Source organism: Stenotrophomonas sp. GD04145 (genome assembly GCF_029835135.1).
In the GTDB taxonomy this organism is placed as follows: domain Bacteria; phylum Pseudomonadota; class Gammaproteobacteria; order Xanthomonadales; family Xanthomonadaceae; genus Stenotrophomonas; species Stenotrophomonas maltophilia_P.
This window is the reverse complement of the sequence record NZ_JAODZG010000073.1, coordinates 1-10,298: the sequence shown is the minus strand read 5'-3', so window position 1 is coordinate 10,298 and position 10,298 is coordinate 1. Positions and strand designations below refer to the sequence as shown.

The window sequence follows — 10,298 nt, the reverse complement described above, 5'->3', positions numbered from 1 at the left end:
CCTGCTCAAAGCGCCACGTGCACATCGGGTGTGCAATGGTGGCGTTCCCATCCGGCGGATTGCCACGGAGCCCTACCATGTACACGCGCATCCTGATCGCCACCGACGGGTCCGAGCTGGCCGACAAGGGCCTGGCCAAGGGCCTGGAGCTGGCGAAGGACCTCAATGCAGAGGTCGACATCGTCACCGTTTCCGAGCCGTGGGCCGTCGGCATGTACGACGCCATGGGCTGGAGCGTGGGCTACATGAACAGCCCCGAGTACAAGGCCGACCGCGAGGAAGGCGCGCAGAAGGTGCTGCAGCCGGCGCTGGCCAAGGCCGCCGAACAGGGCATTACCGCCAACCCGGTGCACGTACTGGACCGCTACGCGGCCGACGGCATCATCGAGACCGCTGCCGAGCGCAACAGCGACCTGATCGTGATGACCTCGCATGGCCGTCGTGGCGTGACCCGCGTACTGCTGGGCAGCCAGACCGCCGAGGTGCTGGCACGCAGCACGCTTCCGGTGCTGGTCATCCGCTGAGGCACGTGTTCCCGGGGAGGGGACACCGACGCCGGCCGCAGGATGCGCGCCGGCGTCATCTTTTGTGCAGCCGGGCTCGCTGGGGTCGGATCACCAGCTGTAGAGCTTCCAGTACACCGGCGAGACGCCGTCCTTGTCGGTGTCCATGCGGCCATCGCCGTTCTTGTCGTACATGTAGAACGGGGCACCCCGCGACGGCGTCACCTTGACCATGCGCAGCTGCCCGGCCACGCGGTACTCCTCGATGGTGTCGCCGTTGCTCATGGTGCGGCTGGAGACCTCGGCGCCCTTGACGTCGACGGGGGGCGCCCCGGCGCCACCCATGCTGGCGCAGCCGGCAAGCAGGAGCAGGGAGGCCAGCATCAGAGTCTTCATGGGCGGTGGTCCTTTGCCTGGAAAGAGATTCGATTATGCCCCATCGTCGGGCATGCGCCGTGTCGCCGCTGTGCAGGGACAGGCGCGTAGAATCGCTGCATGAGCAGATTAGTCCTGATCGACGGGTCCAGTTACCTGTACCGCGCGTTCCACGCGCTGCCGCCCCTGTCCAATGCACAGGGCGAGCCCACCGGCGCGCTGTTCGGCGTGGTCAACATGCTGCGCTCGACGCTGAAGGAGCGGCCGGCCTACGTCGCGTTCGTCGTCGATGCGCCCGGCAAGACCTTCCGTGATGACCTGTACGATCAGTACAAGGCCAACCGTCCCCCGATGCCCGACGAGCTGCGCAGCCAGGTCGAGCCGATGTGCCGCATCGTCGAAGCGCTGGGCATCAGCATCCTGCGCGTTCCGGGCGTGGAAGCCGACGATGTGATCGGCACGCTGGCCCTGCAGGGCCAGGCGCAGGACCTGAAGGTGACGATCTCCACCGGCGACAAGGACTTCGCCCAGCTGGTGCGGCCGGGCATCGAGCTGGTCAACACCATGACCGGCAGCCGCATGGATTCGGACGCTGCGGTGATGGAGAAGTTCGGTGTGCGCGCCGACCAGATCGTCGACCTGCTGGCGCTGATGGGCGACAGCGTCGACAACGTGCCGGGCGTGGAGAAGTGCGGGCCGAAGACCGCCGCCAAGTGGCTGGCCGAGTACCAGCACCTGGACGGGGTGATGGCGGCCGCGCCGACCATGAAGGGCAAGATCGGCGAGAACCTGCGTGCGGCGCTGGAGCGCCTGCCGCTGAACCGCGAACTGGTGACGATCCGCACCGACGTCGCGCTGGAGGCCACCCCGACCACGCTGGCGCTGCGCGAACAGGACGTGCCGGCGCTGACCGAGCTGTACACGCGCTACGGGTTCACCCAGGCCCTGAAGGAACTGGGGGCGCCGCTGCCGGCACCGGCCGTGGCCAGCGAGGCGGCACCGAGCCTGCGTGGCACGGCGGCCGGCTTCGCCCGTGGCAGTGCGGAGGCACCGGCCGAGGGCACGCTGGATCCGGCGCTGGCCGCGCCAGGTGAATACGAGACCGTGCTTACCAGCGGACAGCTGCAGGCCTGGGTCGAGCGGCTGCAGCAGGCCGACCTGATCAGCTTCGATACCGAAACCGATGCGCTGGATGCGATGCGCGCGCGCCTGGTCGGTGTCAGCCTGGCGGTCGAGCCCGGCAGGGCGGCCTACATCCCGGTGGGCCATGACTACCCCGGCGCACCGGCGCAGCTGCCGCTGCAGCAGGTGCTGGACGCGTTGCGCCCGGTACTGCAGGACCCGGCAAGGAAGAAGCTGGGCCAGCACGGCAAGTACGACCTGCATGTGCTGCGGCGCCACGGTGTCGAGGTGCAGGGTTACCACGACGACACCATGCTTGAGAGCTTCGTGCTCAATTCCACCGCCACCCGCCACGACATGGATTCGCTGGCCCTGCGTTACCTGGGCTACACCACCATCAAGTTCGAGGACGTGGCCGGCAAGGGCGCCAAGCAGATTCCGTTCTCGCAGGTGGGCATCGACGAGGCCAGCCGCTATGCGGCCGAGGACGCCGACATCACCCTGCGCCTGCACCGCGCGCTGCAACCGCAGCTGCTGGCCGAACCGGCCCTGGACAGCGTGTACCGCGACATCGAGATGCCACTGGTGCCGGTACTGGCCAGCATCGAGGCCAACGGTGTACGCATCGATGCCGACGAGCTGCGCCGGCAGAGCCAGGACCTGTCTTCGCGCATGCTGGCCGCGCAGCAGAAGGCCACCGAGCTGGCCGGGCGCAGTTTCAACCTGGATTCGCCGAAGCAGCTGCAGGCCGTGCTGTTCGACGAGCTGAAGCTGCCGGCGGTGGTGAAGACCCCGAAGGGCCAGCCCAGCACCAATGAAGAGGCGCTGGAGGCGATCGCCGACCAGCATGAGCTGCCGCGGGTGATCCTCGATTACCGTGGCCTGGCCAAGCTGCGCAGCACCTATACCGACAAGCTGCCGGAGATGGTCAACCCGGATACCGGCAGGGTGCACACCAGCTACCACCAGTCCGGCGCTGCCACCGGCCGCCTGTCCTCCTCCGACCCGAACCTGCAGAACATCCCGATCCGCACCGAAGATGGCCGCCGCATCCGCCGCGCCTTCGTCGCACCGGAAGGCTGCCAGCTGCTGGCTGCCGACTATTCACAGATCGAACTGCGGATCATGGCCCACCTGTCCGAAGACCCGGGCCTGGTGCGCGCCTTCGAGCAGGGCGCCGACGTGCACCGCGCCACCGCCGCAGAAGTGTTCGGCCGCACCCTGGACGAGGTGACGCCGAACGAGCGCCGCGCGGCCAAGGCGATCAATTTCGGCCTGATGTACGGCATGAGTGCCTTCGGCCTGGCCCGCAACCTCGGCATCGACCGGGGCCAGGCGCAGGATTATGTGGCGTTGTACTTCAGCCGTTACCCGGGCGTGCGTGACTTCATGGAGCGGATGCGCCAGCAGGCCCGTGACCAGGGCTATGTGGAGACGCTGTTCGGCCGCCGCCTGTATCTGAACGATATCCATGCACGCAACCAGGGCCTGCGTGCCGGTGCTGAACGCGCGGCGATCAACGCGCCGATGCAGGGCACCGCTGCCGACATCATCAAGCGCGCGATGGTGGATGTTGACCGCTGGCTGCGCGACAGCGGGGCCCCGGCGCGGATGATCCTGCAGGTGCACGATGAACTGGTGTTCGAAACCGAGACTGCGTTTGTCGAGGAACTGCGGGAAAATGTGGTGCAGCGCATGTCGCAATCGGCACAGTTGCGCGTTCCTTTGGTGGTCGACACCGGCGTAGGTAAGAACTGGGACGAGGCACACTGAGTCGCTTTCAGACCTGAAGGGACGTGAATTTGTTCATCTGGCCACAGTTTCTGACTCGGCCATGAATACTCGCCCCATCGCGGTTCATTAAATTGGCTCCCTTCACGAACCGTTAGTGTTCGGAGTGGTTCTATAGCTCTCGACAGGCGCAATGCCTGTTGTGGATCTCTCCCATCCCCTGGAGCAGATCTCGGAACGGGGACTCCTCCCCAAGTGCCCGTTCCCCGGCCCCGTTGACCTCCCCCTGGTCAGCGGGGCTTTTTATTTGCGCCGCCGGCAGGCTGCCGGCTGCTAGGCTGGGCCACCGCCCAGCAGGGAAGCCCGCAATGCACGATCTGTTCGCACTGGCGATGCCGTGGTGGGAGTTCATCCTGCGCGCGGTGGTGGTCTACACCGTCGTGCTGGGCCTGGTGCGCCTCAGCGGCAAGCGCGCGCTGGGGCAGATCACCCCGTTCGACGTGCTGCTGATCGTGCTGCTGGGCAACGCGGTGCAGAACGCGCTGCTGGGCCAGGACACGTCCCTGGGCGGTGGCCTGCTGCTCGCCGCGACCCTGATCCTGCTCAACTACGGCGTGGGCTGGGTGACCACCCGCAACCGCCGCCTGGAGCGCCTGATCGAGGGGGAACCGGTGGTGATCGCCCGTGACGGCACCCTGTTGCGGGATGTTCTGCGCCGCGAACTGATCAGCCGGGCCGATTTCGATGCCGCCATGCGCCAGCAGGGCTGCCTGCGCATCGATGATGTGCAGGTGGCGCTGCTGGAAACCACCGGCCACATCACGATCATCGCCCGGCACACGGACGCGTAGGGCCGGCGGCATGCGTGCGGGGACGGCCACGCCGCCCCGCGAGATGCCTTAGAGCCAGTCGCGCGGGACCAGGTAATCGGCCAGCCGGGCTTCCGGACTGCCCGCCTCGGGGGTGAAGCCGTATTCCCAGCGCACCCGCGGCGGCAGGCTCATCAGGATGCTTTCGCTGCGGCCGCCGCTCTGCAGGCCGAACAGCGTGCCGCGGTCGTAGACCAGGTTGAATTCCACATAGCGGCCCCGCCGGTACAGCTGGAATTCGCGCTCGCGCTCGCCATGGGCGATGTCCTTGCGCTGCTGCACGATCGGCAGATAGGCATCGAGGAAGCCGTCGCCGACCGCCCGCAGGTAATCGAAGTCGCGTTCGAAATCGCCGTGCAGATCGTCGAAGAACAGGCCGCCGATGCCGCGCGTTTCGTTGCGGTGGCGCAGGAAGAAGTACTCGTCGCACCAGCGCTTGTGCGCGCTGTAGCGCTCTTCACCAAACGGCGCGCACAGGTCGTGGGCGACCTGGTGCCAATGGCGCACGTCCTCGTCGAAGGGATAGAAGGGGGTCAGATCGAAACCACCCCCGAACCAGCTGGCCACCACTTCGCCGTCGCGCTGCGCCTGGAAGAAGCGCACGTTGGCATGGGTGGTGGGCACATAGGGGTTGAGGGGGTGGAACACCAGCGATACGCCGGTGGCGCGCCAGGAGGCGCCGGCCAGCTCCGGGCGGTTGGCCGAGGCCGACGGCGGCAAGCGGCTGCCGGAGACATCCGAGAAGCCGATTCCGGCCTGTTCGAACACCGCGCCGTCGCGCAGCACGCGGGTACGGCCACCCCCGCCTTCAGCGCGCTGCCACAGGTCTTCCTGGAAGCGGGCCTGGCCGTCGGCCGCTTCGATCGCCGCACAGATGCGGTCCTGCAGGTCGGTCAGGTAGGCGCGCACGCGCTCGAATTCGTTCATGACGCGTACTTTACCGCAGGGCCTGCCGCACGCCGCGGGTGAGGGCAGGTCAGTGGAAGCAGGAGCGGATATCCGGCCGCAGCAGGCGCCAGGCCAGCCAGCCCTGCGCGACGAGCAGGGCGAAGGCGCCGCCGAACAAGGTCAGCGACATGAGGATGTGCTGGGTTCGCGCTTCGCGCAGTGTGTCTGGATCGACGATACGCCCGATGACGTCGGCGACGACGCTGTCCAGCCACCCGGCGACGGCGAAGTTTGCCAGGGCCGAGAGCCACAGCAATGCCACGTAGCTCCAGAGGCCCCAGCGACGTCGCCGGGCGAATCCCCAGCTGGAAAGCACGGCGGGGATCGCTGACAGCATCAGCCACAGGGTAGCGTCCACCGGTTTGCGCAGGATCCACAGCACGCTTGGCGGGAACTGCTGTTCAGTGGCCGACAGCAGCATCCACCGCCAGAACGGGCCGCCGGACAGCTGCCAGACCACCAGCGCCTGAATCGCCATGGCCACCACGAACGCTGCGCAGATCAGCAGCGACGCCAGGCCGAGCGGCCGCACGAAATCCTCCGGGTTGAGCGGCGTGGCAGGGCGGTGCCGGGGCGGTTGAAGCGACATCCGATGTCCTTGGCTGCAGTGGCGTCTTCAGCGGGTCGCCACCCGGGTGGCAACGGCCGGCAGGATATGGTGTTCGCTCAAGGGTGCCAAGAGCAGGCCATGGGGCGGGCGCAGCGGCACCCACGCCAGCTCGGCGATTTCCGCGCGTGCCTGCGGCGTGCCCTGTACCTGCACCCACCAGGCCTCGGCCTGTACGCGATGACCAGGCTCGTTCACCGCCCAGTCCTGGAAATGGCCCAGCGCCACGGTCGGGCCGGCGAGCAGGCGCACACCCAGCTCCTCGTCCAGTTCGCGGGCCAGCGTCTGCAGTGGCGTTTCGCCCGGTTCGGGCTTGCCTCCGGGCTGGATGAAGCGGTCGGCGCCGTGCTTGCGTACCACCAGCGCCCGGCCGTGGTCGTCGACGATGACCGCGGCCACGATGTGGATCGTGGCCGCGGCACTGCTCACTTCAGGTTCTGCTCGAACAGCTTGAGGATGCGCTTGTACTGGTCCAGCCAGGAGTCGGCGCGGACGTAGCCGTGGCGCTCCAGCGGGTACGGGGCGATCGACCAGTTGTCCTTGTGCAGCTCGATCAGGCGCTGGGTCAGGTTCACCGAGTCCTGGAAGAACACGTTGTCATCCATCATGCCGTGCGCGATCAGCAGGTTGTCCTGCAGGTTCTGCGCGTACTCGATCGGCGAGGACACACGGTACGCCTCCGGATCGATGTCCGGCGTGTTGAGGATGTTGCTGGTATAGGCGTGGTTGTAGTTGTGCCAGTCCACCACCGGGCGCAGCGCGGCACCGGCCTTGAAGGTGCCCGGTGCGCGGAACAGCGCCATGAAGGTCATGAAGCCGCCGTAGGAGCCACCGTAGATGCCGGCGTGGTCACGGTCGCCCTGCTGGGTGTCCACCAGCCAGTCCAGGCCGTCCTTGTAGTCTTCCAGTTCCGGGTGGCCCATGTTGCGGTAGACGGCCGTGCGCCAGTCGCGGCCGTAGCCCTCGCTGCCGCGGTAGTCCATGTCCAGCACGATGTAGCCCTTCTGCACCAGCAGGTTGTGGAACATCTGCTCGCGGAAGTAGGCCGGGTAGCGCTGGTGCACGTTCTGCAGGTAGCCGGCACCGTGCACGAACATCACGATCGGGTACTTCCTGCCCGGCTCCTTGTGCTCGGGTTCGTAGTACTTGGCCCAGACCACGCCGGCGCCATGCCTGGACGGTACCGCCACCAGCTTCGGCTGGATCCACTGGCGCGCCTTGAAGTCGGCGCTGCGGGTATCGGTCAGCACGCGGGCCTGGCCGCCCGCGCTGGGCAGCACCGCCAGCTGCGGTGGCAGGTAGGCACCGGAGTAGCGCACCAGCAGCTGCTGGCCATCCGGCGACAGCGAGAAGTCTTCCACGCCGTTGAGGCTGGTCAGCTCGCGGACCTGACGGCTGCCGGTGTCGACCGCGCAGACTTCGTAATCGTGCGGGGCCTGCTGGTTGCACAGGAAGTAGAAGCCCTTGCCGTCGGCCGACAGCACGGGCGCGGAGGTCTCCCACTTGCCGCTGGTCAGCGCCTGCGGCCGGGCAGTGCCGGCCTGGGTGTACAGGTGCGAGAAGCCCGATTCCTCGGACAGCAGCCACAGCGTGCGGCCATCGGCCATCCAGCCGAAATCGTTGAAGCCCCAGTTGATCCACGCGTTGTCGGTCAGCCGGTGGCGGTTCTGCACGCGGCCGTCGCTGCCGATGCTGACGATCCAGCGGTCCTTGTTGTCGTTGGCGCGCAGCATCACCGCCGCCTGCTGGCCATCGGCGCTCCAGCGCATGCCGCCGCCCATGAAGTCGCTCATCACCTGCACGCTGCGTTCGCCCTTCAGCGCCTCCTTGCCGGCCTTGCGGCGCAGGTCGGCCAGCGGGTCGGTGGCGATGCCCGGCAGGCCGGACAGCGACAGCTTCTGCGCCTTGCCGCTGCGCACGTCCACGTACCACAGGGTGTGCGGCTCGTTGCCATTGCGACCGACGCGGGTGCGGGTGTCCTCGGTTTCCTCGTAACCGGATTCGGTCACGTACAGCGGCATCTTGCTGGTGCGGCCCTCGTCGAAGTCCTTCGGCGTGGTCACCACGATCAGGTGGCCCAGGTCCGGCGACAGCACGCTGTCGGCGATCTCCACGTCGGCGCCCAGGTATACCGGGCCCGGCGCGCGGGTCGGGTCGGCCTGGCGCCAGCGCTGGTCCTGGTCCTTCAATGCCTCGCGCTGCTCGCGGTCGCGACGCAGGGTTTCCAGGGTACGCAGCTGCTGGTCGCGCAGCAGGTCGTCCTTGGGCGCGCTGTTGGGGTCCTTGTCGGCCTTCAGGCTGGCAACCTGCTGCACGCCGCCGGCAGCGGTCCAGTGGAACCAGTTCTGGCCCACCCGCCAGATCACGCCGTTGTCGGCAGCGAAGTTCACCCCGCTGGCGCGCTCGTTGCTGCGCGTGAGCTGGGTGAGCGCGCCGCTGCGCAGGTCGCGCACGAACACGTCGCCGTTGCGGACGAAGGCGCTGCGGGTGCGGGTGCGGTCGTAGACCGGATCGGCCACGTCCAGGGTGCCGCGCTGGTCGTCTGCCACCTGGGCCGCAACACCACCGGCCACGGGCTGGCGGAAGGTGTCGCGCACCGGGCTGCCGTTGCGCTTGAGCTGGTACTCGACCTGCTGGCTGTTCCACGACCACCAGGCCTTCTCGACCGGCGGACCGATCCAGTCCGGATCCGCCATGGCCTGTTCGATGGTGATCGGCGTCGGCGCGGCATGGGCGGCCGGTGCGGCCAGCACGGCCGACAGCAGGAGGGACAGGGGCAGCACTCGGGACATGGGCGGACGGCACCAGAAAAGGAAACCGGGCAAGGGTAGCAGCCGTTCGCGCCGCAGGAGGGGGCCACAGGTCATGGCAGCGGGATCGGCAAAGCGGTGCAACCGGTGCCCCCCATCGCGCATCCATTCTCCTGAACCCGCATCATTCACCGCACAGGAGCACGACCATGCAGGAACTCATCCCGATCACCCTCTTCATCTGCATCGCCTACGCCATCCACGCCATCGCCGATGCGCGCGCGCGCAGCAAGCTGGTCGCACCGCACGTGCCCGAGGAGGTGATCCGCGCCCTGGCCGTGCTGGAGGAAGAGCGCCGCCGCCAGGGCGCGCTGCGCTGGGGCATCAGCCTGGTGTGCCTGGCCCTGGCCATGGGCCTGCTGGAAGTCCTGGGCGCCCGCGACCTCACCTTTGGCGCCGCTGCCGCCCTGGTGGGCAGTGCCGGCCTGGGCCAGCTGCTGGCCTGGCACTTCACCCGCCCCGCCGTGCGCAAGAGCTGAGCGCCGGCATGCCACACGCCCCGGGGGAGCGGTGCGCATGAGCCTGCTGGGCGAAGCCCTGTCCGCCCTGCGCGGCCGCCGCCGGCAGGACGCCGCGGCGGCCGCGGTCATCGAAGATGATGCGGCGCTGGTGCGGGCCATCATCGATGGCTCGCAACCGGCGTTCGCGCAGCTGGTGCAGGCCCATCAGCGCACGTGCGCGCATGTGATCGGGCGCATGGTGGGTGACCGCGATCAGGTCGCTGACCTGCTGCAGGAGACCTTCCTGGCGGTGTTCCGGCAACTGCACCGGTTCCGCTTCGAATCCTCGCTGCGGACCTGGATCTCACGGGTGGCCTACACCACCGCATTGCAGCACCTGCGTCGCCGGCGCCTGGAAGCGCAGTGGATGGTGGCGGTGGAGGTACCGGAGGATCTGGGCATCGGTGACGAGGGACCGGGCCCGGCCGAACTCAGCCAAGCGCTGCAGGCCGGCCGCCAGCTGGGTGCGGCGCTGGAGCGGTTGAGCCCGCCGCAGCGCCTGATCGTCGGCCTGCATTACCTGGAGGATTTCGACCTGGCAGAGATCGAGCAGGTGACCGGTCTTGCGCGCGGTACCATCAAGAGCCACCTGCACCGCGCGCGTCTGCTCCTGAAGCAGGAACTGACGCGGCATGCCACCGCCGGAGAACTGCTGTGAATCCACCGACCGATCCCCGCGATGCCGACGAGCGCGCGCTGGCGCAGGCGTTGCGTGAACAGGCACGGCAGGAACAGACCCCGGACGTGAGCGAGGCGTTGCAGACGCGTATTGCCAGTGAGTCGCGCGACAGTGGCGTGGGCTATGTGGTGGTGCAGGTGCTGCTGGTGGGCGC

10 protein-coding genes are annotated in these 10,298 nt (G+C 68.0%); 5 read left to right on the top strand and 5 right to left on the bottom strand.

All coding sequences use genetic code 11. The features are described from left to right. Positions 1-77: 77 nt before the first annotated feature. The gene (locus N7367_RS18870) at positions 78-524 is read left to right on the top strand and encodes a universal stress protein (RefSeq protein WP_053519931.1); all 447 of its coding nucleotides are present in this window, start codon (positions 78-80) and stop codon (positions 522-524) included. 90 nt (positions 525-614) lie between these two features. Here the strand turns inward: N7367_RS18870 and N7367_RS18865 are convergent, their stop codons facing one another. Beyond that, positions 615-899, bottom strand: coding sequence for a DUF2782 domain-containing protein (locus N7367_RS18865; protein ID WP_053519930.1), 285 nt, complete (start codon positions 897-899; stop codon positions 615-617). A gap of 99 nt (positions 900-998) precedes the next feature. On the opposite strand from N7367_RS18865, the gene polA reads away from it, so the two are divergent. Both polA and N7367_RS18855 read left to right on the top strand, forming a co-directional pair. Continuing rightward, the gene (gene polA / locus N7367_RS18860) at positions 999-3,773 is read left to right on the top strand and encodes a DNA polymerase I (RefSeq protein WP_279942997.1); all 2,775 of its coding nucleotides are present in this window, start codon (positions 999-1,001) and stop codon (positions 3,771-3,773) included. Positions 3,774-4,099: 326 nt separating this feature from the next. Further along, entirely contained in the window at positions 4,100-4,582 is a 483-nt protein-coding gene (locus tag N7367_RS18855; protein WP_053519928.1) for a YetF domain-containing protein, read from the top strand. A 48-nt stretch (positions 4,583-4,630) separates the two neighbouring features. Here N7367_RS18855 and hemF read toward each other — a convergent pair whose 3' ends face one another. Genes hemF through N7367_RS18835 form a run of 4 tightly spaced genes read right to left on the bottom strand, consistent with a single transcriptional unit; the run spans position 4,631 to position 8,947 of the window. Further along, positions 4,631-5,527 (bottom strand): oxygen-dependent coproporphyrinogen oxidase, encoded by an 897-nt coding sequence (gene hemF / locus N7367_RS18850; protein ID WP_053519927.1) that lies wholly within the window; start codon positions 5,525-5,527, stop codon positions 4,631-4,633. A 49-nt stretch (positions 5,528-5,576) separates the two neighbouring features. Next, complete coding sequence (locus tag N7367_RS18845; protein ID WP_262100249.1) at positions 5,577-6,137, bottom strand: hypothetical protein; 561 nt, start codon at positions 6,135-6,137, stop codon at positions 5,577-5,579. Positions 6,138-6,164: 27 nt separating this feature from the next. After that, the gene (locus tag N7367_RS18840) at positions 6,165-6,584 is read right to left on the bottom strand and encodes an NUDIX domain-containing protein (RefSeq protein WP_065181420.1); all 420 of its coding nucleotides are present in this window, start codon (positions 6,582-6,584) and stop codon (positions 6,165-6,167) included. Then, entirely contained in the window at positions 6,581-8,947 is a 2,367-nt protein-coding gene (locus tag N7367_RS18835) for a S9 family peptidase (RefSeq protein WP_065181421.1), read from the bottom strand. The genes N7367_RS18840 and N7367_RS18835 overlap by 4 nt, the downstream gene beginning before the upstream one ends. A gap of 167 nt (positions 8,948-9,114) precedes the next feature. Between N7367_RS18835 and N7367_RS18830 the strand changes: the two genes are divergently transcribed. Both N7367_RS18830 and N7367_RS18825 read left to right on the top strand, forming a co-directional pair. Further along, on the top strand, positions 9,115-9,444 hold the full coding sequence (locus N7367_RS18830) for a hypothetical protein (RefSeq protein WP_279942995.1): 330 nt from the start codon (positions 9,115-9,117) through the stop codon (positions 9,442-9,444). Positions 9,445-9,481: 37 nt separating this feature from the next. Continuing rightward, entirely contained in the window at positions 9,482-10,123 is a 642-nt protein-coding gene (locus N7367_RS18825; protein ID WP_053519922.1) for a sigma-70 family RNA polymerase sigma factor, read from the top strand. The last annotated feature ends 175 nt before the right edge of the window (positions 10,124-10,298 follow it).